The sequence below is a fragment of the Phycisphaerae bacterium genome, from assembly GCA_012729815.1.
GTDB lineage: Bacteria > Planctomycetota > Phycisphaerae > JAAYCJ01 > JAAYCJ01 > JAAYCJ01.
Window position 1 is genome coordinate 37,499 of sequence record JAAYCJ010000133.1, and the last position, 26,958, is coordinate 64,456.

Genomic DNA, 26,958 nt, shown 5'->3' on the forward strand with positions numbered 1-26,958 from the left:
AGCCGGACCGGCCCAACGACGGCGGACCGGTCCGGCGTTACGCTCGGCGATGCGTCTCAGTACCTGAACACCGCGGCGATGCGGTGGCCGTTGTTCAGCTTGCCCGGATCCACCGCGTAGACCGTTCCGTTGTTCAGAAGCGTGTACATGGCGGCCAGGTCGGCCAGGTCTTCGTCGCCGCGGGCCGGCTTCTCGTGCAGTTCGACGGTTCCGGCCTGCGGGTCGAAGCGTCCCCACTGTTGATGGTTCGGGGCCAGGAACAGGTACTGGTTTCTGGCCTGTAGGGCGGCCGGCAGCACGGTGCTGATGTCGGTCGAGGCCCGTTCGGTGCCGGCCAGCCGGCCGTACTGGCCGATGGCGTCATCGAGTCCCTGGGTGAAGATCGGCTCGACGATCTGCCAGGCCCGCTCGTGAAGCTGTCTGGCCGAGAGCTTGTCGGGACTGCCCGCGATCCCTTCCGGCACCAGGTGCGGGTACGAGTTGGCCTCGCGGTAGATCGCCTGCAGGTATTCGACTCCGGCGATCACCAGCGGGGCCTTGTCCGTCGCGAACATCTTCTGCAGGCCGCGGTCGATCGCCTGGACGTACCGCAGCAGATCCTTCTTGTGCTTGGCGTCGTCGATGCCGCTGCCGTGGCCGTGGTATATAGCGTCTCCAGTGCCCGCGCGGGCTTGCGGAGCGGTGTGGAACTGGAGCTGCTTTTCCGCCACGTCGAACCGCAGCACCTCGGCCAGGCTGGCCGGCAGTTCGTCGGCCCGCAGTTCACGAACGCTGTAGCGGGTGCCTTGCAGGATCCGCGTCCCGTTCTGGCTCATCGCCAGCACGTAGAACCGCCCGTCGCCGGTGAACAGCGGCATCAGGGGCTTAAGGTGCAGGTGCGAACCGGCAATCACGACCTCGCGAAAACTCAGCGGCAACCGGTAGTGCCGATAGAAGCCCGGACAGACGAAGATGGCCAGCCCGTCGCTCTGGTGCCGCCAGAAGATGCTGTCGAGCAACAGGTCCGAGGCGGGCTTCAGCAGCGATCCGGCCTTCTCGGCCGCCATGCCCATTTCCTGAAGCTGTCCCTCCGCCCGTCGCAGCAGATTCTTCAGGCGGATCGGGTCCTCCTGCGTCTCCTGCCCCGCCTCATGCGTCGGCATGTAGATTGAGACGCACGGAGATTCGGCCTGCTCGATCAGTGTCTTGAGTTCGTCGATCTGCAACAGATTCATGGTATGACCCCTCGAAAAGATGGATTAACCGGTCTTTGAGCAAAGACCTTTCGATACCATACCGTCTGGCGCGTCCGATGTGTACCGTACCATTCCCCACGACACCAATTATATCCGATGTGGACGCCGTCTTGCAAGCGAATGACCCACGGCAATCGCATTCGTCGTCTGCGGACGGGTCGCGGGTCAAGTGCCTGTTATTGAATTTCAGTGCCACCCTTTCGCCGGCCATCGATACGCCGCAGGAGGGACGCGGGAATGTGCGGTTCCCGTAGACGCCCAAGCCGTTCTCCGAATCCGGAACGTCGGATGCGAGTTGCTTGAGATTCCACCTCAGACGGCTAAGAATTGGGCGTGGAGGTGAAGTCCGTACTCTGAAAGGGGGCCTTCCATGACGCTCAAGACCCACGAGATTTTCGAATCCACGCTGCAGAAGACGCACCACTGGCTCGAGGATATCCGCCGACAGATGGATTGGGAGGACGAGCAGCGGGCGTACGTGGCGCTGCGGGCGGTGTTGCACACGCTTCGCGACCGCCTGACCGTCGATGAGGCGGTGCACCTGGGCGCCCAACTTCCCATGCTGATCCGCGGCCTGTACTACGAGGGCTGGACGCCCGCGGACAAGCCGGTCAAGATCCGCGACGTGGACGAATTCGCCGGCGTCGTGGCCGATTACTTCGTCAACTACCCTGACATCGACGGCAAATGCATCTGCAGCGCCGTGTTCGGGGTGATCGGGAATCGCATCTCCGAGGGCGAAGTCGAGGACGTGGTCAACATGCTGCCCAAGGAAATCCAGCAGCTCTGGCCGCGGAAAGTCTGACCGGCCGAGTTGGGCAAAAGCATCTCGGACCAAACGTGCAGCCAAACGGCGACGCGGACCGTTGACGATGTGGTGCGTCTATTCCTCTTCGTCTCGCCCGAGCCTCTCGCCTTCACCCTCCAGGTCCATCTTGATCGAGAGGAACCGCAGCATGTCCTTCAACGCGATCACCCCGACCAGCCGATCGCCTTCGACGACCATCAAGCGGCTCTTGCCGGTCTGATTCATCTTCGAGAGCGCCTGCACAGCGTCGGCGTCGGGCGGAATGGTGTTCTCTTCGAGGCATGACTCGGCCAGTTCGTCAACCCGATGCTCCGACCACTCCTCGCGCGGCACCTGGCGGATCTGCGATGAGTTGACGCAGCCGACCAGATGGCCGTCGCGGGTCACCGGGAACATCTTGTAGTGGTGGCGGTAGAAGTAGTTCTCCACCAGGTCCTTGGTGGTGATGTCCGGCGAGACGGTCACCGGGTCGGCCTTCATGAACCGCCGCACCTCCTCGCCCTCAAAGGCTTTGCGCACCAGGAGCTGGCGGTAGGACATCTGGGCGGCCGAGCGGACGAACATCCCGATCAGGAACCACCAGACCCCCCCGATGAAGTTGCCGCTGATGAAAAACAGCACGCCCATCACGATCAGGAAGATGCCGAAACCCGAGCCGATCTGCGACGAAATGCGGGTGGCCCACCGCAGGTTGCGCTTGGCCGCCCAGAGGATCGACCGCAGGATGCGGCCGCCGTCCAGCGGAAACGCCGGCACGAGGTTGAACCCCGCCAGTATCCAGTTCAGCACCGCCAGGTAGATCAGCACGCCGTTGACCGGTTCCGGCCAGTTGGCCGCCTGACCGCCCAGGTAAACACCGTAGCAGGCCAGGCCGATCACGACGCTCGAGATCGGGCCGACCACCGCCATGAAGAACTCGCCTCTGGGCGTAGTCGGTTCCTCCGTCATCTCAGCCACACCGCCGAAAATAAAGAGCGTGATCCCCTTCATCGACATGCCGTAGCGCCGGGCCACCAGCGAATGGCTCATCTCATGGAACACGATAGAGAAGAACAGGCCCAGCGCTCCGGCCAGACCCATCCACCAGTACGTCGCGGTGGAAAAACCCTCGAACCACATCGGGAACAGCCCAGCCGCCAGCGACCAGGTCACCAGCACCGCCAGAATCAACCAGCTCAGGTCGAGGCTCACTTTGAAACCGAACAGGGTGAAAAGATGAATCCCTCTTCCGAACATGGCGTTCCTCCCGCTTCTCGAAAGGCAGCTTGGCCCCCTTGAAAATCATCAGCGTAACGCGATCCCCATTAACACAATACGCCAGGCGCAGCCAAAAAGCAAGACAAACCCCACATCGCTGCGGTCCGGCGGCCGCGAAACGACTTTTTCCTTGCATTCCGTTTCCGTTGGCATTAATACATATTTAAGAGGAAGGAGCAAGCCTATGGGGTCGGGGGACAGCCGTGGGGACATCCGGATCGTTCACCGTCAGTGGTTTTCCGTCGGGCAAATCCCTTCGTACCGTCGCGCTGTGGATTCGCTGTTCGAGGAGTTGATCTACCAGGCGTGGGGACGGGCCGAGTGGGCGCCCGAAGTGGACGTGACGGAAACGCAGGACGCCTTTGTTGTCGAAATCGATCTGCCCGGAGTGGACGAGGAGAGCATCGTCATCGCTGTGCGCGACGGGCGGCTCCTGGTCAAGGGGCGGCGCCCGCACCGCGCCCAGGCGGCTGGGACATGCGTGCACGTCTGCGAACGGCCGGAGGGCCAGTTCGCCCGGACCTTCGAATTCCGCTTTCCCATCGATACCGGGGCCATGGAGAAGAAATACGCCAACGGAGTCCTGACGCTGACGCTGCCGAAGCGCAGATACGATAAGGAGGAACGTCATGGGGGATGATCGCGTATTGGTGGGGGAGTACACCCGAAGCGATTTGAAGGAGGCCGGTCCGCTCCGCGAACTGACCGCGGAAGAGACCGACGTGGACGTCGACGGCGGCGTGCTGGACTTTGACACCACCGCCGACGTGGAGCCGCTCGACAGCGTCATCGGCCAGCCGCGGGCCATGGCTTCGCTGGACGTCGGGCTCGGAATCGACCAGCAGGGCTACAACATATACGTTTCCGGCCTGACCGGCACGGGCAAGACTCAGACCATCCGCCGGAGCCTTCAGGACCGCCTCAAGGACAGCGAGGTGCCCTGCGACTGGGTCTACGTCAACAACTTCGACGAGCCCGACCGCCCGATCTCGATGTGCCTGCCGCCGGGCAAGGGGCGCCAGCTCAAGCGGGATATGGAGCGGCTCGTCGAACGCCTCCAGGAATCGCTGCCCAAGGCGTTTCGCCAGGAGGACTTCGGCCAGGAAAAGGAACGCTTGGGCGAGAAGTACCAGGCCCGATTCCAGCAGCAGATGGAGCGGCTCTCGTCGCTGGCCAGGGATCGCGGGTTCGAGTTGCGACCGGGGCCCCAGGGCCAGCTCTTCTTCATTCCGTTGATCGACGGCAAACTGCCCGAGACCGAGGAGGAACTCCAGGGTCTGCCCGAAGCGGAACAGAAACGCATCCAGGAGGCCCAGAAGGAACTCAGCCGCGAGGCCGCCCGCATCATGGACGGCCACCGGCACATGATGTCCGAACTCAGCGACGAGGTCCGCGAGGTCGAACGACGCTTTGGGGCCTACGTGGTCAAACCAATGGTCGAGGCCCTCAAAGACTCCTACCGCGACCGCCAGGAGGTCCTCGACTACCTCGACCGCGTCACCGAGCACGTGCTGGACGACCTCGGCGACTTCCGCGAGGCGGGCAGGCAGGGCGGCGGCCAACCCACCGGAATACCCGGTCTCATGTTGGGCCAGCCGCCGGAGCCCGACTTCGTCGAATACCAGGTCAACGTCATCGTCGATCACAGCCATTCCGAGACCGCACCGATCATCGTCGAGGAGGTGCCGACCTACCGCAACCTCTTCGGCACCGTTGACCGCTCCATCGACCGCACCGGACGCATGAGCACCAACTTCACCCAGATCAAGGCCGGCGCTATGCTCAGGGCCAGCGGCGGGTACCTCGTGTTCAACCTTGAGGACGCCCTGACCGAGCCGTTTGTCTACAAGCAACTCAAACGCGCCCTCAAGAGCGGCGAGATCCAGTTTGAGCCGTACGAGCCCTGGTTTCCCTTCAGCACCGGCGGCCTGAGGCCCGAACCCATTCCGATCAAGACCAAGGTCATCGTGCTCGGCTCGCCGCTGCTCTACTACATGCTGCGGTTCTACGACCAGGAATTTGCCACCATCTTCAAGGTGCGGGCGGACTTCGGCACCGAGATGCCCAGAGGCGATCGGGAACAGCACGACTACGCCCGCTTTGTCTCGCTGCTGACTCGTGAAGAAGGTCTCAAACCGTTCGATCGCGAAGCGGTCAGAGAGATCATACGTTTCGGCGCCCGCGCCGCTCAGCAGAAGGACAAGCTGTATACCCGCTTCTCCGAGGTCGCCGATCTGATCCGGGAGGCCAACTTCTTCGCGTCCCGCAACGGCAACGGCCGCGCCGTGCAGGCCCAGGATGTTCGCGACGCCCTCCAAAGCCGGATCTTCCGCTCCGACCGGATCGCCGAAAAGATCCGCGAACTGATCAACAACGGCACGCTGCTGATCGACACGTCCGACAGCAAGGTCGGGCAGGTCAATGGCCTGGCCGTCCTGAACTTCGGCGACTATGCCTTCGGCCGGCCCAGCCGCGTGACCGCCTCGCTGGGATTGGGCTCCGAGGGGGTCATCAACATTGAACGTGAGGCCAAGCTCTCCGGAAGCACCCACGACAAGGGCGTACTCATCCTGGCCGGTTACCTGCGCAATAAATACGGTGACGACAAGCCTTTAGCGCTTTCCGCCAGTATCACCTTCGAGCAGCACTACGGTGGGATCGACGGCGACAGCGCCAGTTCGACCGAACTCTATGCCCTGCTTTCCGGGCTGGCTGGCGTGCCCCTGCGCCAGGACATCGCGGTCACCGGTTCGATCAACCAGTGGGGCCAGATCCAGGCCATCGGCGGGGTCAACGAGAAGGTCGAGGGTTTCTTCGACGTCTGCCGCGAAGCCGGCCTGACCGGACGGCAGGGGGTCTGCATTCCCGCCAGCAACGTCAAGAACCTCCTGCTCCGCGACGACGTCCGTGAGGTGATCGGTTCGGGGCGATTCCACGTCTACCCGGTCGAGACCGTCGATCAGGGCATGGAGGTGCTCAGCGGCATCCGCGCCGGTTCGCCCGACGAGGAAGGGACGTTTCACTGGCTGGTGGACCACCGCCTGCGGACAATGGCTGAGGAGCTTCGCAGCTTTGGGCCGCCTCGGGAAGGGGCCCGGCTGATTACCGGACCTGTGGAGGCCCCGCCCGACATGCCGCCCCGGCTGCCGGACGACCAGCCGTCGCACTGACCGTCGCGGGGGCGTATCCCGGTGAGTTCCAAGGCGAATGGAACACGCGTCGTCCGCTCGAATGGTACGCGCCGACCCTCCCTCCGGGCAGCGTTTTCCCGCCTGGCGCTTCTATCCACTTGCGCCGCAGGAAGAACTGCCAAACCGGCCATCGGGCATTTCCCGCGTTCACCGGTCGGCAAACCCCGATGGCAATCCGCATATGTCCTATAGTCTTGTTGTTTCCGGACTTACACAACGGTCTGGGCGAAGGGGCCTAGCGACTCTCGAACGTCGGGAGCAACTTTTCTGTTGCAGAAAACAAAAACTTCCCGTACATTAAAATACTGTAGCCTACATTGCTAGGGGAACGGGCCGGGGACGCCAGAGCGACGAGCTGGATCGCGAGAGGTAGAGATAGCAACGTATCCGGTGGGGATGTGTGCGGTTCAACAGGGTCAACGATTGGAAGACCTAGGGCAACGATTTCAGGGATGATTGTGAGCGGTCCAGTGCATGGATACGGATGCGGGTCAAGAGGATGATTGACAGGTGAGACAACGTCTGAGAAGCATAGGTCATTCCCCTGGCGGCGTCGGATCATGGCTGCATGTCGGATCCGGCGCGATGGAACAGATCGCCGGAACAGTGCCCGCCACTCCTGCGGCGGGTGTAGCAGTCGCCCTTCCGGGCGTCGAGGGGGATTTCAACTGGCTGAATCAACCGCGTGAGGTCGTACAGGTGCGCTCGTCGAGGGTGCAGCGTCGTTCCGCGGCGGTTCGTCTGCTCGGAGCGATGGCTTTTTAATGTTGCCGTTGCCGCTGCCCGACAGGCGGCGGAGGTCGGCCAGACGCACGGACTGATCGGACCGGCGAAACGGTTCCGAGCCGGTGTCGGTTGACAGATTGAATGAGGAGCGAACCTCGTCGGTGCACCGACGGGGACGGAGTTCGCGCGGACGGCTTTGCTGGATAGCCGGGAATGTTGAAATTGTCGGAAAACCCGCCGCTCAAATCGCCGCAGGACCGGCCGATTGACGACTTCGCCGGTCACTGGTGGGTAGGCCACACCAAGGCGCGGTTCGAGAAGACTTTTGCCTGGGACTTACTTGAGATGGGCGTAGCCTACTTCCTGCCCATGGTCGAGCGGGTCAAGATTTCGGGCGGGCGGAAGCGTCGGGTGCTGATGCCACTGTTTCCGTCCTACGTATTCTTCTGCGGGGCCGATGAGGACCGCCACCGGGCTTTGCGGACCAACCGCCTGTGCCAGACCATCGATGTGGCCGATCAGCGGCGACTGGTGGCCGAGTTGTCGGCCGTCGAGCAGGCTCTGGCCGGCCAAGCCGAACTGGACCCATATCCGCACGCCGCGGTCGGCACGCGCTGCCGCGTGAAGGCGGGGGCATTCAAGGGGCTTGAGGGCGTGGTGGTCCAGAGGACCCATCGGGCACGCCTCGTTCTGGAAGTCAGTATGCTCGGCCAAGGCGCCGTCATGGAGATCGACGGCGATCTGTTGGAGCCGATCGGATAGGTAGCGTCGTTCTTTGGCGGTCGGCCAGTGAGGCCCGACGCCAGGGGGAGGGCAAGTGACAACGTACATTATGGTGTATTTCGCCTCGGCCCTGCTGGCCCTGCTGGCCACTCCGGTGGTCATCCGCATCGGTCAGCGGATGGGAATCGTGGACGCTCCGAACGTGCGCAAGGTGCATGCGGCGGTCACCCCCCGCATCGGCGGCGTGGCCATCGTCTTCGCCATGCTCACCACCACCGGCCTGATCCTGGCCCTGGACAACGGGGTGGGCGAAGCCGTCCGCGGCATCCGCACCCAACTGGTGGGTCTGATCGTCGCGAGTATTCTGATCTTTGTCTCCGGCTTGATCGACGACGTGCGAAACCTGCCCGCCCGGGCCAAGCTGGCGTTCCAGATCGGGGCGGCCCTGCTGGTCTGTGCCTTCGGCGTTCGCATTGAAGAGATCGACATTAGCCAGGACATGGTCGTTCATTTTGGACTGCTCTCCTGGCCGATCACCGTGTTCTGGATCGTGGGGATCACCAACGCGGTGAACCTCATCGACGGCCTGGACGGGTTGGCCGCGGGCATCTCGGCCATCGCCTGCGGCGTCATCGCCGTCTTCGCCTTCCACACCGGACAGGTCGTGATGGGCATCCTCATGATCGCCCTTCTCGGCAGCATCACCGGGTTTCTCTTCTTCAACTTCAATCCCGCCAAGGTGTTCATGGGCGATTGCGGCAGCCTCTTCCTGGGCTTCGTCCTGGCCACCACCAGTGTCATGTGCGTGAGCAAGACGGCGATGGTGGTCGGTCTGGCCCTGCCCATGCTGGCCCTGGGCATCCCAATCTTCGACACGCTGTTCAGCATGCTGCGGCGGATCCTGGAACGCCGATCGTGCTTCGCCCCCGATCGCGGGCACATCCATCACCGCCTGCTCGATATGGGCTTGGACCACCGCCACGCGGTGATCCTGATGTACGCGGTGACGGTGATCGCCGCCGGCCTGGGAGTGGCCATGATGGTGATCCGGGACGAGGGCATGATTGTCGTCTTTGCGGCGGTCGTGCTGTTCATGGCCCTGATCTTCCGCGTCGTCGGCGCGGTCGATTTCCGCGAGAGCTTCCTGATCCTGAGGAAGAACCTGGCGATCTCCCGCGACGCCAAGGAAGAGAAGCGCAGCTTCGAGCACGTCCAATTGCGGATCCGCCAGGCCCGGACGTTCGACGAATGGTGGAAGGCGGCCTGCGCGGCGGCGGCGGAGATGGACTTTGTCTGGCTGGCCCTGAACGTGGTGAATCGCGACGGCAAACTGCGGACGCTGGTCTGGCGGACCGGCGAGCGGGAGTTCGCCGTGCACGAGACGGTCAACATGAGCGTGCCCGTCCGTCACCGGCGCCAGGGCCCGCCGCTTCAGATCGAAGTGGCGGTTCGCATCAATGGTTCACTGGAGTCGGCGGGGCGCCGGGCGGCCCTGTTCGTGCGGCTGATCGACCAGCACAACCTGGCCGTGCTGCCGCATGAAGCGGTGCGGGCGACGGTCCAGGCCAGGCCGCCGGTTCCGGTATCGGTCAATTGAACTCGTCAGATCAGTGGGGGGCTATGATCATGACATCGGACAATCTGTTTCCATCACCTCTTAACATCCTCGGCGTCAACGTCACTCCTTTCGACTCCTACGCGCATGCCGCCTGGTGCGTCGAGCAGGCGATTCGGACCCGCCGGAAGCTCTTCTGCGTGGCGATCAACCCGGAGAAGATTTACCGCGCGCTTCACGATCCGAACCTGCTGGACCTTCTGGGGCGGGCGGACATGGGCATCTGCGACGGCGTCGGAATCGTCGCGGCGGCGCGTATCCTCGAAAATGCGCGACTGGCCCGGTGCACGGGAGTCGATCTGTTCATGACGCTGACCGCCGTGGCGGCCGAGAAGGGCTGGCGGGTGTTCCTGCTGGGGGCTTCGCCGGATTCCAACCGCAGCGCCTACGAGAAACTGCTCGAAAAGCACCCGACGATCCAGATCGCCGGCCGGCGCGACGGGTACTTCGAGAACTCCGACGAGGTGGTTGAGGAGATCAACGCGGCCCGTCCCGACCTGCTCTTTGTAGCCATGGGCTCGCCGAAGCAGGAGTACTGGATTCACCGGCACCGGGGGCAGTTGGAAGTCCCGTTCTGCATGGGCGTCGGCGGGACCTTTGACGTACTCAGCGGCAAGGTCAAGCGGGCGCCCCGCTTCTTCCGCAAGACCGGCACCGAGTTCCTCTACCGGCTGATCCAGGAACCCAAACGCTGGCGCCGCCAGGTCCTGCTGCCCCTGTTCGCCCTGAGGGTGTTCCGGGCCAGGCTCCTGGGCGGGCGGTCGCGCGAAGTGCGGGCCTGATCGCCTCGGTGAGGCGCCTTGTAGCGCCGTCGCCGTCATGGTATGTTTTTGAGCAGGCGGCCGTCCGATCGCGACGGGATCGGATGGGTCGAGCCAGATCGTTTCCGAACGGAAAAACCGAGATGACTCAAGACGCACGCGTGTTTATTGAAGTGCACCGCTCCAGCGGCGAGATCGAGCGATTCGCCCTGGACGCTGAGGCCCTGATCATGGGCCGCGGCGAAGAGGCCGACATCCGGGTCGATGAGACGGTGATCTCGCGGCGGCACGTGAAGTTCAAACGCACCCGTGACGGCCGGTGGGTCGTGCGCGACCTGCGATCCCGGAACAGGACCTTCTACCAGGGTCGGGCGATCAAGTCCCACGTGCTCAACGAGGGCGACGTGGTCTGCGCCGCCTCGATCCAGATCGTGTTCCACGACCAGACCGGGGCGTCCGATCCGGTGGTGCGGGAAACCGTTTACGCCGACGAGTTCGGTTCCGAGTCGCCGCGCGGTCTGGACGAGACCGACTACGGCATGCCTTCGCCGGATGAGACGTCGGCCCTGCGGCTGCCGGTACGGCGAATTCCGCCTCCGCGAAGCGCGGGGCCGGCCGGACTGGCCGTCGCGTCGGACCTGATGGGCCCCGTCCGCGGATCGGAAGACGCCAACGGCCTGGGCCCGCTGGCCGCGGAGGAGGAAAGTCCGATCGGCCATCTCCGCCTCGGCCGGATGCTGCGCTACAAATGGACGATGGTGCTCGCGTCTCTCCTGGTGGCGATTCCCGCCGTCACCGCGGTCTGGCTGCTGGTTCGGCCCGAGTACCGGGCCCGCGGAATCATTCACGTCCGGCCGATCGTGCCGTACCTGGTCTACAAGACCGAGGACAGCGGGGCCGTGCCCTTCTACGACTCCTATAAGAACCACCAGGTGCAGGTGATGAAGGGGCCGGCCGTGCTCCAGCGGGTGCTGGACGACCCGAAGGTCCGGGCGACCGAATGGTACCGCACGCCCGCGGTGACCCTCGTCGGACGCCATCCCATCTCGCACATGGAACGCCTGCGCGAGGAACTGATGGTGCAGACCGGACGCGGCAGCGAGAATCTCGACCTGGTCATGTCCACCAGGAACCCCGCGGACGCCGCGGTCATCGTCAACGCCGTGATTGACAATTACCTGGCCGTCAGCCACGAAAGCTCCAGCCGCACCGAGGACATGATGTATCGGCGGCTCACCGAGCAGTACGACGCGCTCGGCAAGGAAATTGAGAACCACGAACGTCTCGCCGCCGAGCTGCGCAAGAAGCTCGGCACCGGCACGCCGGATGAGCTGATCTCCAAGCGCCGGGTCCGCCTCGACGAGATGCAGGCCCAACTCGAGGCGCTGCACCGCGAACTGGATATCGCCCAATGGCAGAAAGGCGAACTGGCCGGCCTGATCGAGCAGCGGGATGGAACGCCGGAAGAGCAGACGCTCGAGGAGGCCGACCGGCTCCGCTACGTCTACGACAACGAATGGCGCCAGTTGGACCTGGCCCTCAAAACGGCCCGACACGAAAAGGAACTGGCCCTGCAGCAGTTCGGCGAGTCGCATCCCCGGATCGTCGCCCTCAACGAGCAGATCAAGTTCAGTCAGGAGCGGCTTGACGAACGCCAGCGCCAGCTGGATGAACAGCCGGTGCTGCCGACCGAACAGGGGCCTTCGCCCGCCCAGGTCGGTGTCCGCGTCGCCGGAGACCTGCATTCGCTGGACCGCCGGATCAGCCTGCTCAAGTACCAGGAGCAGATTCTCCTCAAGAGTCTCGACCAAGAACGCGACCAGTTCGACCGGGCCTTCAGCAGCGCCCAATTGCTGGCCAAGGAGAACGAACTGATTACGCACCGGCGGCAGATCTTCGACGACGTGCGCCGCCGCCTCGACCAGAAGGACATGGAACGCAACGTGCCCGGCTCGATCGAACTGATGGCCAAGGCTGAGCCGCCGACCAAACCTTCCCAGGATCGCCGCCTCGTCTTCACCGGCATGGCTCTCCTGGCCGGATTGGGTGTGGGGTTGGTGCTGACCTACGTCCGGGCCAACGTCAGTCCCACCATTCAGGAGGTGAACGACGTGCAGCACGCCGTGCAGGGCCCGTTCCTGGGGCAACTGCCTCTGGTCCGCAACGCCAAGGGCCGCAACCTCACCGACGATCCCATGCAGAGCGAGTATATTCGGATGGTCCGCACGGCGCTGCTCCAGCGGATGGGCGGACGCAAAGGCAGCGTGGTCCAGATCACCAGCGCCGACGCCGGAGCCGGCAAGACCACGGTCGCCGTCATGCTCGGCCGGAGCCTGGCCCACTGCGGCCGGAAGGTTCTCTTGGTCGACGTGGACATGCGCAACCCCAGCGTCTCCAGCCGCATGGGAATCGACCACGCGCCGGGTCTGGCTGCGGTACTGACCTCGCGAGCCTCCGACCAGGAGGCCATCCGCCAGACCGACACCGCCCGGTTCAGTGTCCTGACCGCCGGAGCCTGCGGCAACGGCGACCAGGCGGACCCGGAACTGCTGGCTGACGGCGCCTTCTCCTCGTGCCTCGAGCGCTGGCGCCGCCAGTACGACATCGTCCTGTTGGACAGCTCGCCCGTCCTGCCGGTGGCCGACGCGCGCATTCTCTCCCGCATGGTCGACGGGACGATCATGGTCGTTCGCGAAGGGCACTGCCAGAGAAGCGACATCGTCGACGCCCTCGCCTGTCTGACCACCGCGGGCGGCAAACTCATCGGCACCGTCTACATCGGAGCCCAGCGCCGTGCCGGGTACGGCGGGGCCTACAACAGCTACTATTACTACCACGCTTCGGACAAATAACGCCGCCGGAAACGGCGACGACGCACCCGCTTTCGGGGGATCGCTGATGTCGGAAACCGCCACCGTGGGCTCCGCGTCCGGACAGACCCAGGCCGATCAGACGGTCGAGCGTCTGCGCCGGATCGCCCTGGACGCCCTGGCCCGGATGTTCCGCCCGGACCGGGGGCTTCATGCGTTTCGGCTGCGGCGGACTTCCGGCGATCCGGCGCTCGAGGGCGAGAGCATCCGCTACACCGCCACCGTCCTGATCGGACTGGCGAGCGAGAGTGCGCAGACCGCCGGCTGCGTCCTGAGCGGCCTGAGTCCTGACATCGTCGGCGATCGCCTGGTCGATCGCCTCGACTCGATGCGGGACCTCGGCGAAGTCGCCCTGACGCTCTGGGCGATCCGGGCCCTTGGCCATGACGGAGCGGGCCGCGTGCTGAGTCGTCTGCGGGCTTTGGATCCCGCCCGGGCCGACGTGCCGACGGTCGAACTGGCGTGGTCGCTGACGGCCCTTGCATTCGAAGGCCATGCGCCGACCGATGCGGGCCTGGCCCGCGCGGTGGCCGATCGCTTGGTCGCGTCTTTCAATCACCGGTCGAACCTGTTCCCTCACCGGCCCGTCGGTTCGCACGCCTCGGGGCTGCGCGGGCACGTGAGCTGCTTTGCCGATCTGGTCTACCCGATCCAGGCCCTCTCCCATTTCCACCGTTTCTCCGGCGACAAAGCGGCCCTGGAGACCGCGACGGCCTGCGCCAAACGGATGGGCGAGCTTCAGGGCCCGGCCGGACAGTGGTGGTGGCACTACGACGTGCGGACCGGCCGCGTCGTGGAACGCTACCCGGTCTACGCCGTCCACCAGGACGCGATGGCCCCGATGGCCCTCTTCGCGTGCGCAGCGGTCAGCGGCGAGGATTTTCGTCCGGCCATCCGACGCAGCCTCCAGTGGTTGACCGCGCCGGCCGAGATGGCCGAGTCCCTGATCGACGAGCGGGCCGCCGTGATCTGGCGAAAGGTCGCCCGGCGCGAGCCTGGCCGACTTGTCCGCGCGGCTCAAGCCGGCTTAAGTCGGATGCACCCCCGCCTGCGTCTGCCCGCGCCCGACCTGCTGTTTCCGCCGATCCGGATCGATTACGAAAGCCGGCCCTATCACATGGGCTGGATCCTGCACGCCTGGCCGCCCGGCCGGACCATCTGACCAGACCCGGAGAACTTTTCCCTAACGACCGCATTCAATCATGTCGATTCGCGTTGCGATTCTGTACGTCGTCGTCGCCCTCCTGGTCGCCTACGCCTGGAAGGACTGGCTCATCTCCCTCTGCGGGCTGGTGCTGCTGACCACCTTCTCGCAGCACCACGATATGCCGGAACGGCTTTTTGGCATTCCCGGCCTGAACCCCTGGAACGCCGTGCTCGCCGCAGTCATCCTGGCGTGGATCGTGCATCGGCAGCGCGATCCGCTTCCCAAACCTCCCAACTACTTCCTGCTGTTCCTGATTGGCTATGTCCTGCTGATCACGGTCGGTTTCGGGCGGGCTTTCGTCGACCGCCAGACCATCATTCAGCGCGGCGTCTTTCCGGACACCGTGCACATGCTCTTTGACCTCCTGTTCAACCCCCTCAAGTACATCCTGGTCGGGGTGATGATGTACGACGGCTGCCGGACCCGGAAGCGGGCCGCCATCTGCATCGGAACCATCCTGCTCTTCGGCCTGCTCCACGCCCTGATGATGTACAAGACGATGGGGCCCGACGTCTTCACCGGCACCTACGAGGACGCCAAACGCCGTTTCGACAAGCTCATCGGTCTGCACGCCAATGATCTGGCCGGATTGGTCACCATGGCCTTCTGGTCCAGCATCGTCGTCGCCTACGCGGTGCGGGGACGGTGGCGCAGGGGCGCAGCCGCCATGGCTGTGATCATCCTGCCGTGCGTGATCGGTTGCCACTCGCTGGCTGCCTATCTGGCCAACATCGGCCTGGCCGGGATCCTCGGCGTGCTCCGCTGGCGGTGGCTGCTCCTGGCGTTTCCGGCCGGCGCCGTGCTGATGCTGGTGGTATTTCCCCAGCTCGGCGAACGGTTCGACCTGGCTGTCTCCGGCGAGGCGGCCCGGCAGGAGGAGGTGAACCTCAACGCGGTCACGACCGGGCGCACGCAGAACATCTGGGGGCCCGCCATCGACGCGATCGCCAAATCGCCGATCATCGGTTACGGCCTGGGCGGAACCGCCCGCTCCGACGCCTTTTTCGGCATCAGCCAGAACGAAGGCCGCTTCACCGGCCATCCGCACAACTCGTATCTTGAAATCATGGTTGACCACGGCATTGTCGGCTTGGCCGTCGTGCTCGGACTGATTATCTCGACCGCCTGGATGGGCTACCGCCTGTTCTGCGTCCGCGACGATCCGCTGTTCGCCATCGTCGGCGGCATGGCGTTCGTCGCCATCGTCAACGTGGCCATTCTCGGCCTGGCTTCGAGCTTTTTCTATCCCAAGGAGAGCATGCTCTCGCTGATCTGTCCGGTGGCTGTCATGGCCCGGCTCTATCCGGCCCGTTTCTCGGTCGCCGCCCGCCGTGCCCGCGCCCGGACCGCCGCGGCGGCGTCTGCGACCGCCGCCGTCTATTCAGGGGGAATCCAGTGAACGACATTCTATACATCCTCTCGCCGAGCTACTCCGGCTCCACGTTGCTGACCTTCCTGCTCGGGACCCACCCGGCGATCGGGACGATCGGTGAGTTGAAGGCCACCTCGATGGGCGATATCGACCAGTACCTCTGCTCCTGCGGACAGAACATCCGCCAGTGCGGGTTCTGGACCCGCATCGCCGAGGAGCTGGACCGCCGCCACGTGCCGTTCGATCTGGCCGATTTCGGCACCGACATCCGCGGAGAGGCCGGCTCGTTCGGCGATCGGCTGCTCCGCGCCGGAATCCGCGGTCCGTTCGCCGAATCCCTTCGGGGCCTGGCCCTGGCCGTCGCGCCCGGACCGCGCAGAGCCCTGCGACAGATCCTCGAAAAGAACCGCGTCTTGGCCGAGGTCGTCTGCGAGGCCCAGGACGCCCGGATCTTCCTTGACGGGTCCAAGGATCCCATCCGGCTCAAGTGGCTCCTGACCATTCCACAATGGAATATCCGCGTCCTGTACCTGATCCGCGACGGTCGCGGAGTCAGCAACTCCTACATGCGGCACTACAACTGTGGCATGGACAAGGCGGCCGTCGAGTGGCGCAGGACCCATCTCGAGTGCGAACGCATCCTCCGCACCCGGCCGTCCGGTTCAGTTCTCAAGGTCCATTACGAGGATCTTTGCCGGGCTCCGGGCGACACGCTCGACCGGATCTTCCGTTTTCTGGACCTCGAATCCGCCCCCGCCTGCGACTTCCGCTCCGTCCAGCAGCATATCCTGGGCAACGCCATGCGCCTGGGCTCGACCGCCGAGATCACTCTGGACGAGAAGTGGCGGACCATGCTCACCGAGGAGGACCTTCGCCGATTTGACGCCATCGCGGGCGGCCTTAACCATCGCTATGGTTACAGGTAGAACAACCGCTTCCATTCGGACAGGGGGGTTCCGATTGACCGCCGCTTCAGCCGCCACAGAACGGGCCGTGCGACGAATCTGTTACATCGTCGCCGACTATCCCTGGCCTGCCGATTCCGGGGTCCGTCAGCGGCAATACCAGAATCTCCTGGGCCTCTCGCAATGCGGAGACGTCGATCTGCTTGTCCTGCCTTGGGCGCCGCGCCCAATTCCGCCGCCGATCGCCTCCCTTTGCCGCCGCGTGTTCGTTCAGCCCCGTCCGGACCAGTCCAACGCGTCGAACGTCCGAGCCCGTTCGCGGCTGGGCCAACTGCTCTGCGAGCTGGGCGGCGATCCGCTCGATCAGAAGAAGATCGCCTCCACCCCGCTGCTTCCGGAGATCCGGGAAGCGTTGAAGACCCCGTACGATCTGGTCTGGATCGCCAAACTCAGGACCGCTCTGACGCTGGGCCATCCCGGCGGGCCCGCCGCCGTTCTGGACCTCGATGACCTGGAGCACTGCAAAGTACTCCGGGCCCGCGCCGTGTACACCTCGCTGTTCAGGAAGCTGCGGGCAACGGTCGAGGCCCGGGCGTGGCGGCGGGCCGAACTGGAAACGCTGGACCGCTTCGGCTGTGTCGTGGTCTGCAGCGAGGACGACCGCCGCTACCTCAACCGACCGGAAAAGGTGGCGGTGGTGCCCAATACCGTCGAGGTTCCCGACCCCGTCGAGTTTGCCCCTGGCGTTCCCGGCCGCATGGTCTTCGTCGGCTCGATGGACTATCGCCCGAACGACGATGCCGCCTGGTTCTTCATTCGTTCCATCCTGCCCCGGATTCGCAGCCGGAACTCCAGCGCCCACGTCCGGATCGTCGGCCACAATCCCTCATCGGCTTTGCGCGAGCTCCACAACGGCCGCGACGTGCACGTGCTCGGCGCCGTTCCAGACATTGGATCCTGCGTCGCCGAGGCCGCGATTTCCGTCGTGCCCCTGCGAATCGCGGGTGTCACACGCCTCAAGATTCTCGAGTCGCTGGCCCGCAAGACTCCCGTCGTCAGCACGACCGTCGGAAACGAGGGTCTCGACCTGGAACACCGGCGCCATCTTCTTCTGGCCGACCGGCCGCAAGCGTTCGCCGACGCCTGTCTCGAACTGCTCGCCGACGAATCGAAGCGGCGGGATCTCGCCGAGGCCGGTCACCGCCAGGTCGCCGCCCTCTACAACCGAGGCCTGATCGCCGAACACATTGCTAACGTCGTTCGAAAGGTGGAAAACCATGTCTCTACCCAGCGATGATTTCTCCGGCGTCGACCTGCGGACCGGCCGCGACCTGCGCGTCCTGTTCCTGCATCGCGGACGCTTCTCCGGCTCCACCGAAAGCCTCATCCGGGCCTGGCGGCAGAATCTCCCCGAGGCCGACGTGACGGCCATCGACACCGAGACGGTTCTCGGCGGGCCGGCCTTCAAGCTTCGGGCTCTGCCCGTCGCCCTGTTGCGCGGCGGACCTCGCGTACTGGTCAAGGGCAAGGGCCGTCTGATGGACGCGGTCAAAAACTCCGAATGGTTCATGCGCCGCATGGAAAGCTCCGTCCTCCCGCTCTACCGCCGGAACCCTTCGCACTTCGTCGTCTCCATCGGCACGATGACGCCCATCCCTCCCGCCCACGGGCCGGTCTTCGTCTACACCGATCAGCCGGTCCTGGGCAACCGCTATTTCACCATCGGACAGGAACGGGTCGACTACTGGGCCGAGTGCATCCCGTTCGAAAAACAGTACCTCGAGCGGGCCGTCCGCGTCTTCACGATGAGCACCCACGCCCAATCCGTTCTCGTCAAGGACTACAGCCTGCCCGCCGACAAAGCCGTCTGTGTCGGAGGCGGCCCCAATGTTTCCATTCATCCCCATCCCGACCCGAAGCGGTTCGAGAACAAGAACATCCTTTTCGTGGGGATCGCCTGGGAGACCAAGGGCGGTCCGGAGCTCGTCAAGGCCTTCCTCAAGTTGTATCCGCGCCATCCGGACGCCACCCTGACCGTCGTCGGCTGTCGTCCAGACGTCGACCACCCGGCCGTCCGAATCGTCGGGCGGGTGCCTCCTGCCGCTGTTCCCGAGTTTTACGCCAGGGCGGCGATCTTTTGCATGCCGACCCACCGCGAAGCGATGGGAATGGTCTATCTGGAGGCCATGCACCACGGCCTGCCCGTCGTCGGCACCTGCCGCGGTCCCACTCCCGACTACATCATTGACGGACAGACCGGCTTTGGTGTAGAACCTCTGGATGTCGATATGCTCGCGGCGCGGCTGGACCAACTGCTGGCGAATCCCGAACGCTGCCGCCAAATGGGACGGCAGGGCCGCACGCTGGCCGAATCCCGCTTCACCTGGGACCTGACCCAGCGTCGAATGTGGACCGCCATCCGGGAGGCCCTCGGCCTCGGGAGCGACGGCTGACCGTCGGCACCCTCCGAAGGTCGAGGCCACGAACGACCATGACCGGAGCCGCTGACATCCTGGTGCCCGTCCTCGTCACGGGCCTGCAGAACCGGAACCGCAATGAAAGAACGCGTCGAAATCAGCAAACGCCTCACCGCCATCAACTCGGCCAGCTCGCTGGGGGCCCGAATTCTGAATGTCTCGGTTCTGGTCTGGATGAACCAGTACCTGCTGGCGCACATCAGCGATGCCGAATACAGCCTCTATCCGGTCCTGATCTCGGTCATCGCCTTCGCTCCGCTGTTGACCATGATCCTGACCAGCGGCCTGGGACGCTACACCGTCGAGGCCTACGCCCGCGGCGACGAAGACCGGGTCCGCCAGATCGTCTCGACCATGTTCCCTCTGCTCCTGGCCGCGGGCCTCGTGCTGCTGACCGGCGGCTGCACCTTCGCCTGGTATGTCGATCGTGTCCTGAGCATCCCTCCCGAACGGCTCTGGGACGCCCGAATCATGATGGCCCTGCTGGTGCTCTCCCTGGCCGCCCGGCTGCCCGCGGCTCCGTTCAGCGTCGGCATGTACATCCGGCAGAAGTTCGTGATCTGGAATAGCATCGACGTCGTCGCCGAACTCTTTCGCCTGGCCCTGCTGCTGGTGCTCCTCCTGGGCGTCAGCCCACGGATCATCTGGGTGGTGGTGGCCGAGGTCACCGCTCAACTGGTCCGCCTCTTCGTCCGCCTCGCCGTCTCCCGCCGGCTCGTTCCCGCCCTGCGGTTTTCCTTCCACGACATCCGATGGTCGGCCGCCCGGCAGGTCACCGGGTTTGGCGCGTGGAACTTCGTGATGGGCGTGGCCGACATGATCCGTTCGGCCGCTGATCCAATCATCCTCAACAAGCTGGCCATGCCCTTCGATGTGGTCGTCTTCCATCTCGGCTCCATCCCGCTTCGCCAGATCAAGGAAGGCGCCGGCATCGTCCGGCACCCGCTTCAGCCGGCCATCACCGCCATGCATGCCATCGGCAGCAACAAGCGGCTCCGCAACGCCTACCTGCGGGGCGGACGACTGGCCCTCTGGGTCTCGATGTGCATGGTTGCGCCGCTGATCGTCTACCGCTTCGAGCTGTTTACCCTCTATGTCGGCTCCGAATACCGTGTGGCCGGCACGGTCATGCTCCTGCTCCTGATGCTCTTTCCGGTCCAGTTCGGCAATCTCATGATGTCCGAAGTGGCCCACGCCCGCGGCCAGCTCCGCGGCTGGTCGCTGCGCCTGCTCGTCATGCACCTGGTGAATCTGGGCCTGACCTTCTATCTGGTCGGCGTCCGCGGCATGGGCGCCGTCGGCTCCGGCCTCGCCACCTTCCTGGTCCTGACCATCGGGGATCCGATCCTCAACTGGCCCTTGGGATTCAAGCTGGCCGGGGTCGACCTGCGAAGCTGGCTTCGCCGCACCTACTGGCCCGGCATGATGCCGGCCCTGGCGTCCCTGCCCGTCTGGTTCATTCTCCGTTACATCTTTCAACCGGATACCTGGGCAAGCCTCGGCCTGTGCACCGGCCTCGGGTTCCTCTTCTACATGGCCGTCACCATCGCCTTTGCATTCCAGCCGGAAGACCGGGCCGATATGCAGGCCGTCGCGGCCAAGGTGTTTTCCATCTTTAAACGCTCCGTCTCTTCTGCTAAAATATAGCCGCGCTGCCGTTCCTGCCGTGGGGGAGGCGGCGGCGGGCTGCGTTGGCAGCCAGATCGGGTATGGGGCCTTCTACGCGGGGAGGTCCGGATACTTCGCTTGACGACGAGGGGGTCGGTCATGAAAGACGAGCGTCCGGATGTATCGATTCTGATCACCACCTACAACCGCGCCGAAAGTCTGCGCCGGACCCTGACGGACATCGCCGCCCTCGATCGGGCCGGACTTGAGGTCGAGGTGATCGTCGCCGACAACAACAGCACCGATCAAACCCGCCAGGTGGCCGACGCCTTTGCCCGCCACATGCGGCTGCGATACGTCTTCGACCCCCGCCCGGGCCAGAATTTCGCCCGGAACCGCGCCCTCGATCAGGTTCCTCTCGGCCGTATCGTGGCCATCACCGATGACGATATCACCCCTCGGCGGGATTGGGTTCGCCAGATCGCCGCCGCCTGCGACCGCTGGCCCGGTGCCACCGTCTTCGGCGGCAGAATCCACCCCGTCTGGCCCTCGCCCCGCCGGCCCTCCTGGACGGATTTCCCGGACATCCAGACCTTCTGTTTCGGCGTTCACGACCGGGGCGAGACCGAGGGCCTCTATGTCAGCGGGGTCACGCCCTTCGGCGGCAACTGCTGGTTCCGATCCGACATCTTCGCGGAGGGATGGCGATTTTCCACCGGCTTCGGACCTCGCCCCAAAAACCGCATCATGGGCGGCGAAACCACGTTTCTGCTCCGCCTGTCCCGCGCGGGACATCCGATCGTCTACTGCCCTCGGGCCATCGTGGGGCACCGCCTCCAGCCGGAACTCCTCTGCGAGCGGATGGTCCGCCGCCGGGCGTTTCGACAGGGACGCATGATCGCACACACCCGCGGCCTGCCCGCCCCCGACCTGCTGGCCCGCAGCCCTCTGCTCTGGCGACTCCGCCGCTATGCCTCCCTCGGGTGGGCCCTTCTCGGCTACGGCGCCAGCTTTCTCTCCCTCTGCCCCAACCGCCGAATCGAGCGGGCCGTGCAGACCCTCTGGGATATCGGGCTGGACTACGAATCCCTGCGCACCGTCTGCGGCGCCGTGCCGGAGCTCTGCTCGCCCTCCGGTATTCACCGGCCCTTGCAACCACAGCCGCGGGAAGGTAACCTGAGTGCGGCGGACCAACGACAAGGCGGGCTCCGTTGATAGGAGACAATGACGATGAAGGTGGTCATTCTGGCGGGTGGATTCGGCTCCCGCCTTTCAGAAGAAACCGTGCTGAAGCCCAAGCCCATGGTCGAGATCGGCGGCAAGCCGATCCTCTGGCACATCATGAACATCTATTCCACCGCCGGTTTCAGCGAGTTCATCATCGCCCTCGGCTACAAGGGCGAGTACATCAAGGATTACTTTCTGAACTTCAACACCCTCAACAACGATATCTCCGTAAACACCGCCACCGGAAACCTGGCGGTCCACAGCCACAAACAGCCCGACTGGAACGTCCATCTCGTCGACACCGGCCTGCACACTCAGACCGGTGGACGACTCGGACGCCTTCGCAAGTGGCTCCAAGACGAGCAGACCTTCATGTTCACCTACGGCGACGGCGTGGCTGACATCGACCTGCGAAATCTGCTCGCCTTCCACCGGGCCCACGGAAAGCTCGCCACCGTCACCGCCGTCCTGCCTCCCGCCCGTTTCGGGCGGATCGGCTTCCGCAGCGACCTGGTCGCCGAATTCATGGAGAAATCTCCGGACTCCGACGGCTGGATCAACGGCGGATACTTCGTGCTCGAGCGACAGGTGCTCGACTATATCGAGGATGACCAGTGCGTCTGGGAGCGAGGACCGCTCGTCCAACTAGCCCGCGATGAGCAGCTCGTCGGCTACCGCCATCCGGGCTTCTGGTCCTGCATGGACACCATCCGCGAACGCAGCTATCTCGAAGAACTCTGGGACAGCGGCAACGCCGCCTGGAAGATCTGGGACGACTGAGCATGAACTGGAACCAACACCGCATTCTCGTCACCGGGGCCACCGGCATCGTCGGCTCGTGGGTCGTCAAACGCCTGCTCGCCGAGAAGGCCTCCGTCGTCTGCTTCATCCGCGACTGGGATCCGCGCTCGGAGTTGATCCGAAGCGGCGACGTATTCAAGACCACCGTGGTCAACGGGCGGCTCGAACACTTTCCCGACGTCGAACGCGCGGTTAACGAACACGAGATCGACACCGTCATCCACCTTGGAGCCCAGACCATCGTCGGCACCGCCTTTCGCAACCCATGGCCCACCCTCGAGGCCAACATCCGCGGCGCCTACAACCTTCTCGAAGCCTGCCGCCTCCACCGCGACCTCGTCCGCCGGATCGTCGTCGCCAGCAGCGACAAGGCCTACGGCCACCCGCAGACTCTCCCCTACACCGAAGACATGCCCCTGGTCGGCCGGCACCCTTACGACGTCAGCAAGAGCTGCGCCGATCTGCTGGCCGCCATGTACGCTGAGACCTACGGGATGCCCATCGCCGTCGCCCGCTGCGGCAACATCTACGGCGGGGGCGACCTGAACTGGAGCCGCATCGTCCCCGGCACCATCCGCTCCGCGCACTTCGGCCAGCGGCCCGTCCTCCGAAGCGACGGCCGGTTCATCCGCGACTACATCTTCGTCGCCGACATCGTCGAAGCGTATCTGCGCCTCGCCGAACACGCCGAACGGCCCGACGTCCGCGGCCACGCCTTCAACTTCAGCCCCCAATCCCGTGTCAGCGTGCTCGACATCACCAACCTGATCCTGCGGATCATGGAGCGGCCCGACCTCGAACCGGTCATCCTGGACAACGCCCAAGGCGAAATCCGCGACCAGTACCTCGATGCGTCAAAAGCCCGCCGGATCCTGCAATGGACGCCCGCCCACTCCCTCGACGATGGGCTGCTCCGCACCGTCGCCTGGTACCGTGAATTCTTCGCCCATCCCGCGGCGACCGCGGGTTTTCAGCCGTTGCCCGCTCCGCCAAACCCGAACCCATGAAGTTCATCGAAACCAATTTTCAGGGCCTCTTCATCATCGAGATCGAGCCGCACGCCGACACGCGAGGCTGCTTCGCCCGCGTCTGGTGCCAGGACGAGTTTCGCCGGCACGGACTTGAAACCCGCGTCGTCCAGTGCAACCTGGCCTATAACCACCGTCGCGGCACGCTTCGCGGCATGCACTTCCAGGCCCCGCCGCACGAGGAAATCAAGATCGTCCGCTGCGTCCGAGGGGCGGTCTATGACGTTGCGGTGGACCTGCGGCCCAGTTCCCGAACCTATCTTCAGTGGTTGGCTGTCGAACTGACCGCCGACAACCGCCGATGCCTCTACCTGCCCGCCGGTTTCGCCCATGGCTACCAGACCATCGTTGACGAAGCCGAGATATTCTATCAGGTCTCCGAGGCTTACCATCCACAAGCCGAACGCGGCGTCCGGTGGGACGATCCGATCTTCAGCATTCACTGGCCGACCGTCGGCCACCGCATCATCTCCGAAAAGGATCTCGCCTGGCCCGACTTCGAACCGCAACCCCCAGCGGGTCGGACGCCGGTGGGGGGGAAATCATGAAAGTCCTGCATCTGATCAACAGCGATGGACCGGCCGGCGGAGGAGGAGGGATGTCCGCCCTGCGCCTCCATCAGAGCCTCCTCAAATGCGGCGCCCAATCCGTGATGCTCTGCCGCCGCACCTTCACCGGCGTGCCCGAAGTTCACGCCTTCGATCGACTCAAACATCTCGACCAGATCACCTACCTGTTGACCTCGCCTCTGGGCCTTGGGGATCTCCACCGGCTCAGTTCGTTCCTGCTTCTCCGAGACCCGCGATTCCGGGACGCCGACGTGGTCCACCTCCACGGGCTTCACGGCGGCGACTGGTACGTCAACTACCTCGTCCTGCCTCGCCTGACCCGCGCCAAACCCACCATCCTGACCATCCGCGACATGTGGTGCCTCACCGGACACTGTGCCGTCAACTACGATTGCGATCGCTGGAAAACCGGTTGCGGAAGATGCCCGCACCTGGACGCGCCGCCTTCCACCAAACGGGACACGACGCGCCTCCAGTGGCGGCTCAAGAACCGCGTCTACCGCCGATCCGACCTCACCGTCGTTTCGCTCTGCTCGTGGTATACCGAGCGGGCCCGCCAGAGCATGCTCAGCCGTTTTCCCATCCACCAGATTCCCAACGGCGTGGATACCGACGTCTTCGAGCCCATCGACCGGACCCTCTGCCGCCGGCTGCTCGGACTGCCCCTCGACAAGCAGATCGTCCTCTACGCCGCCCGAGATCTGAGCGAACACAACAAAGGACCCGATCTGCTCAGGCGGGCCCTCGCCGGTTTGCCCGACGACCTGAAGGCCCGGACCGTCCTGCTGCTGGCCGGCCATCGGGGCCACAGCATCGCCCAGGGCTGCCCCGTGCCCTGCATCGATATGGGCTTCATCTCCGGCGACCGCTTTCGCGCCGTCGCCTGCGCCGCCGCCGACCTGTTCGTGTCGCCCACCCGCCTCGAAGCCTTCGGCCAGGTCATTCTCGAATCGCTTGCCTGCGGCGTGCCCGTCGTCTCATTCCGCGTCGGCGGCGTGCCCGATCTGGTGCGGCCGGGCCATACCGGCTATCTGGCCGAGCCCGAGGACCCCGACGACCTGCGGGACGGGATCGTTCAACTGCTCCGCGACCACGACCTGCGCCGCACACTTGGCGAAAACGCGCGATGCATGGCCCAAACCGAATTCTCGACCGACCTTGAGGCCGAACGCTACTGGAATCTCTATAGGACTGTCTTGGAAACCCGCCAATCCTCCAAAGGCGGACGGACATGATCATCGTCGACAGGGCTCTTCAAGAACGCGAACGCTCCGGATCGCCCATCCGAGTCGGTATGGTCGGGGCCGGCTTCATGGCTCGCGGCATCGCCTATCAGATCATCCGCCATACCCCCGGCATGCGACTGGCCGCCATCGCCAACCGCACCCTCGCAAACGCCGCTCACGCCTTCACCCAGGCCGGCCGGCATGATGTGCGAACCGTCGATAGCCTCAGCCAACTTCATGACGCCATCGCCCATGATGTTCCCGCCGTCACCGCTGATTCTTCCCTCCTCTGCCGCGCCGAACCTATCGACGCCATCATCGAGGTCACCGGGGACGTCGAACACGGGGCCCGGGTCGCCCTCCAGGCCTTCGAGCACAAGAAACACCTGATCCTCATGAATGCTGAGCTCGACGCCACGCTCGGGCCGATCCTCAAAACCCGCGCCGACCAAGCCGGCGTTGTCCTGACCGACGCCGACGGCGATCAGCCCGGCGTCATCATGAACCTTTACCGCTTCGTGCGGTCCATCGGCTATCGGCCCGTCCTGGCCGGCAATATCAAGGGCCTCCAGGACCCGTATCGCACCCCTGAAACCCAGAAGGCCTTCGCCGAAAAACACGGCCAGAAGCCGGCCATGGTCACCTCGTTCGCCGACGGCACCAAGATATCCATGGAAATGGCCGTCGTCGCCAACGCCACCGGCCTGCGCTGCGGCAAACGCGGCATGTACGGCCCGCGGGCCGCCCACGTCAACGACGCGCCGCGCCTCTTTCCCGCCGATCAGCTCCTCGGCGACGGCCTCGTCGACTACCTCCTCGGGGCCGAGCCGGGACCAGGCGTCTTTGTCATCGGCCACGGCGACGATCCCATTCAGCAGCCGTACCTGCGCTACTACAAGATGGGCGATGGACCGTTCTACGTTTTCTACACGCCATATCACCTCTGCCACCTGGAGGTTCCGATCACCGTCGCCCGCGCCGTCCTGTTTGGCGACCCGGCCGTCACCCCCCTCGGCGGCCCGGTCTGTGAAGTAATCACCGCCGCCAAACGCGACCTTCGGCCCGGCGAAACCCTCGACGGCATCGGCGGATTCACCTGCTACGGTTTGCTCGAAAACGCCGATCCGGCCCGACGGGAAAACCTCCTGCCCATGGGGCTGGCCCTCGGCTGCCGTCTGAACCGGGGCATTGCCAGAGATCAGGTCCTGACCTACGGCGACGTCGAACTCCCGCCCGGCCGCCTCGCTGACCAACTTCGCCGCGAGCAGGATGCCCTCTGGGCTGCGCCCATGACTACCGAACCCAGATGCCGTCGTTCAGAACGCAGCGGATAGAATGCGGGAAGGATGGTG

Annotated in this window: 21 protein-coding genes; 19 read left to right on the forward strand and 2 right to left on the reverse strand. The window is 64.6% G+C overall.

The genetic code is table 11. The features are described 5' to 3' along the window. Nucleotides 1-56: 56 nt before the first annotated feature. The gene (locus GXY33_09115) at nt 57-1,214 is read right to left on the reverse strand and encodes a hypothetical protein (protein NLX05290.1); all 1,158 of its coding nucleotides are present in this window, start codon (nt 1,212-1,214) and stop codon (nt 57-59) included. Nucleotides 1,215-1,605: 391 nt separating this feature from the next. On the opposite strand from GXY33_09115, the gene GXY33_09120 reads away from it, so the two are divergent. Continuing rightward, nucleotides 1,606-2,040, forward strand: a complete 435-nt coding sequence (locus tag GXY33_09120; GenBank protein ID NLX05291.1) for a DUF2267 domain-containing protein — start codon at nt 1,606-1,608, stop codon at nt 2,038-2,040. A gap of 78 nt (nt 2,041-2,118) precedes the next feature. Here GXY33_09120 and GXY33_09125 read toward each other — a convergent pair whose 3' ends face one another. Continuing rightward, nucleotides 2,119-3,279 carry a CBS domain-containing protein gene (locus GXY33_09125; GenBank protein NLX05292.1) on the reverse strand — a complete coding sequence of 387 codons (1,161 nt, stop codon included), beginning with the start codon at nt 3,277-3,279 and terminating at the stop codon, nt 2,119-2,121. A 205-nt stretch (nt 3,280-3,484) separates the two neighbouring features. Here GXY33_09125 and GXY33_09130 point away from each other — a divergent pair, with 205 nt between their 5' ends. The 18 genes from GXY33_09130 (at nt 3,485) to GXY33_09215 (ending at nt 26,940) form a co-directional block, all read left to right on the forward strand. Continuing rightward, nucleotides 3,485-3,940 (forward strand): Hsp20/alpha crystallin family protein, encoded by a 456-nt coding sequence (locus GXY33_09130; protein NLX05293.1) that lies wholly within the window; start codon nt 3,485-3,487, stop codon nt 3,938-3,940. Then, nucleotides 3,930-6,470 carry an AAA family ATPase gene (locus GXY33_09135; protein NLX05294.1) on the forward strand — a complete coding sequence of 847 codons (2,541 nt, stop codon included), beginning with the start codon at nt 3,930-3,932 and terminating at the stop codon, nt 6,468-6,470. Before GXY33_09130 ends, GXY33_09135 begins: the two co-directional genes overlap by 11 nt. A 960-nt stretch (nt 6,471-7,430) precedes the next feature. Next, on the forward strand, nt 7,431-7,979 hold the full coding sequence (locus GXY33_09140; GenBank protein ID NLX05295.1) for a hypothetical protein: 549 nt from the start codon (nt 7,431-7,433) through the stop codon (nt 7,977-7,979). Between the two features lie 55 nt (nt 7,980-8,034). Continuing rightward, nucleotides 8,035-9,537: an undecaprenyl/decaprenyl-phosphate alpha-N-acetylglucosaminyl 1-phosphate transferase gene (locus GXY33_09145; protein NLX05296.1), complete on the forward strand. Its 1,503-nt coding sequence runs from the start codon at nt 8,035-8,037 to the stop codon at nt 9,535-9,537. 29 nt (nt 9,538-9,566) lie between these two features. Then, complete coding sequence (locus GXY33_09150) at nt 9,567-10,337, forward strand: WecB/TagA/CpsF family glycosyltransferase (protein NLX05297.1); 771 nt, start codon at nt 9,567-9,569, stop codon at nt 10,335-10,337. A gap of 122 nt (nt 10,338-10,459) precedes the next feature. Beyond that, a complete protein-coding gene (locus tag GXY33_09155) occupies nt 10,460-13,168 on the forward strand; it encodes a polysaccharide biosynthesis tyrosine autokinase (GenBank protein ID NLX05298.1) in 2,709 nt (902 codons plus the stop codon). A 46-nt stretch (nt 13,169-13,214) separates the two neighbouring features. After that, a complete protein-coding gene (locus GXY33_09160) occupies nt 13,215-14,348 on the forward strand; it encodes a hypothetical protein (protein NLX05299.1) in 1,134 nt (377 codons plus the stop codon). Between the two features lie 40 nt (nt 14,349-14,388). Next, complete coding sequence (locus GXY33_09165) at nt 14,389-15,792, forward strand: O-antigen ligase family protein (protein ID NLX05300.1); 1,404 nt, start codon at nt 14,389-14,391, stop codon at nt 15,790-15,792. Next, nucleotides 15,789-16,691: a sulfotransferase gene (locus GXY33_09170; protein NLX05301.1), complete on the forward strand. Its 903-nt coding sequence runs from the start codon at nt 15,789-15,791 to the stop codon at nt 16,689-16,691. Before GXY33_09165 ends, GXY33_09170 begins: the two co-directional genes overlap by 4 nt. 67 nt (nt 16,692-16,758) lie before the next feature. Then, nucleotides 16,759-17,967: a glycosyltransferase gene (locus tag GXY33_09175; protein NLX05302.1), complete on the forward strand. Its 1,209-nt coding sequence runs from the start codon at nt 16,759-16,761 to the stop codon at nt 17,965-17,967. Then, complete coding sequence (locus GXY33_09180; GenBank protein ID NLX05303.1) at nt 17,948-19,123, forward strand: glycosyltransferase family 4 protein; 1,176 nt, start codon at nt 17,948-17,950, stop codon at nt 19,121-19,123. The genes GXY33_09175 and GXY33_09180 overlap by 20 nt, the downstream gene beginning before the upstream one ends. A gap of 102 nt (nt 19,124-19,225) precedes the next feature. Then, nucleotides 19,226-20,794 carry an oligosaccharide flippase family protein gene (locus tag GXY33_09185; protein NLX05304.1) on the forward strand — a complete coding sequence of 523 codons (1,569 nt, stop codon included), beginning with the start codon at nt 19,226-19,228 and terminating at the stop codon, nt 20,792-20,794. A gap of 120 nt (nt 20,795-20,914) precedes the next feature. Next, a complete protein-coding gene (locus GXY33_09190; protein NLX05305.1) occupies nt 20,915-21,970 on the forward strand; it encodes a glycosyltransferase family 2 protein in 1,056 nt (351 codons plus the stop codon). 15 nt (nt 21,971-21,985) lie between these two features. Then, nucleotides 21,986-22,762, forward strand: coding sequence for a glucose-1-phosphate cytidylyltransferase (gene rfbF / locus GXY33_09195; GenBank protein ID NLX05306.1), 777 nt, complete (start codon nt 21,986-21,988; stop codon nt 22,760-22,762). Between the two features lie 2 nt (nt 22,763-22,764). Further along, on the forward strand, nt 22,765-23,790 hold the full coding sequence (locus GXY33_09200; protein ID NLX05307.1) for an NAD-dependent epimerase/dehydratase family protein: 1,026 nt from the start codon (nt 22,765-22,767) through the stop codon (nt 23,788-23,790). Further along, nucleotides 23,787-24,359 carry a dTDP-4-dehydrorhamnose 3,5-epimerase gene (gene rfbC / locus GXY33_09205; protein NLX05308.1) on the forward strand — a complete coding sequence of 191 codons (573 nt, stop codon included), beginning with the start codon at nt 23,787-23,789 and terminating at the stop codon, nt 24,357-24,359. Before GXY33_09200 ends, rfbC begins: the two co-directional genes overlap by 4 nt. After that, the gene (locus GXY33_09210) at nt 24,356-25,615 is read left to right on the forward strand and encodes a glycosyltransferase (GenBank protein NLX05309.1); all 1,260 of its coding nucleotides are present in this window, start codon (nt 24,356-24,358) and stop codon (nt 25,613-25,615) included. Before rfbC ends, GXY33_09210 begins: the two co-directional genes overlap by 4 nt. Next, nucleotides 25,612-26,940 carry an NAD(P)-dependent oxidoreductase gene (locus GXY33_09215; protein ID NLX05310.1) on the forward strand — a complete coding sequence of 443 codons (1,329 nt, stop codon included), beginning with the start codon at nt 25,612-25,614 and terminating at the stop codon, nt 26,938-26,940. The genes GXY33_09210 and GXY33_09215 overlap by 4 nt, the downstream gene beginning before the upstream one ends. The last annotated feature ends 18 nt before the right edge of the window (nt 26,941-26,958 follow it).

Bases quoted from the DNA above. Each gene is read 5' to 3' on its own strand.
- GXY33_09115 (NLX05290.1), bottom strand. From the start codon at position 1,214: ATGAATCTGTTGCAGATCGACGAACTCAAGACACTGATCGAGCAGGCC.
- GXY33_09120 (NLX05291.1), top strand. From the start codon at position 1,606: ATGACGCTCAAGACCCACGAGATTTTCGAATCCACGCTGCAGAAGACG.
- GXY33_09125 (NLX05292.1), bottom strand. From the start codon at position 3,279: ATGTTCGGAAGAGGGATTCATCTTTTCACCCTGTTCGGTTTCAAAGTG.
- GXY33_09130 (NLX05293.1), top strand. From the start codon at position 3,485: ATGGGGTCGGGGGACAGCCGTGGGGACATCCGGATCGTTCACCGTCAG.
- GXY33_09135 (NLX05294.1), top strand. From the start codon at position 3,930: ATGGGGGATGATCGCGTATTGGTGGGGGAGTACACCCGAAGCGATTTG.
- GXY33_09140 (NLX05295.1), top strand. From the start codon at position 7,431: ATGTTGAAATTGTCGGAAAACCCGCCGCTCAAATCGCCGCAGGACCGG.
- GXY33_09150 (NLX05297.1), top strand. From the start codon at position 9,567: ATGACATCGGACAATCTGTTTCCATCACCTCTTAACATCCTCGGCGTC.
- GXY33_09155 (NLX05298.1), top strand. From the start codon at position 10,460: ATGACTCAAGACGCACGCGTGTTTATTGAAGTGCACCGCTCCAGCGGC.
- GXY33_09160 (NLX05299.1), top strand. From the start codon at position 13,215: ATGTCGGAAACCGCCACCGTGGGCTCCGCGTCCGGACAGACCCAGGCC.
- GXY33_09165 (NLX05300.1), top strand. From the start codon at position 14,389: ATGTCGATTCGCGTTGCGATTCTGTACGTCGTCGTCGCCCTCCTGGTC.
- GXY33_09180 (NLX05303.1), top strand. From the start codon at position 17,948: ATGTCTCTACCCAGCGATGATTTCTCCGGCGTCGACCTGCGGACCGGC.
- GXY33_09185 (NLX05304.1), top strand. From the start codon at position 19,226: ATGAAAGAACGCGTCGAAATCAGCAAACGCCTCACCGCCATCAACTCG.
- GXY33_09190 (NLX05305.1), top strand. From the start codon at position 20,915: ATGAAAGACGAGCGTCCGGATGTATCGATTCTGATCACCACCTACAAC.
- rfbF (NLX05306.1), top strand. From the start codon at position 21,986: ATGAAGGTGGTCATTCTGGCGGGTGGATTCGGCTCCCGCCTTTCAGAA.
- GXY33_09200 (NLX05307.1), top strand. From the start codon at position 22,765: ATGAACTGGAACCAACACCGCATTCTCGTCACCGGGGCCACCGGCATC.
- rfbC (NLX05308.1), top strand. From the start codon at position 23,787: ATGAAGTTCATCGAAACCAATTTTCAGGGCCTCTTCATCATCGAGATC.
- GXY33_09210 (NLX05309.1), top strand. From the start codon at position 24,356: ATGAAAGTCCTGCATCTGATCAACAGCGATGGACCGGCCGGCGGAGGA.
- GXY33_09215 (NLX05310.1), top strand. From the start codon at position 25,612: ATGATCATCGTCGACAGGGCTCTTCAAGAACGCGAACGCTCCGGATCG.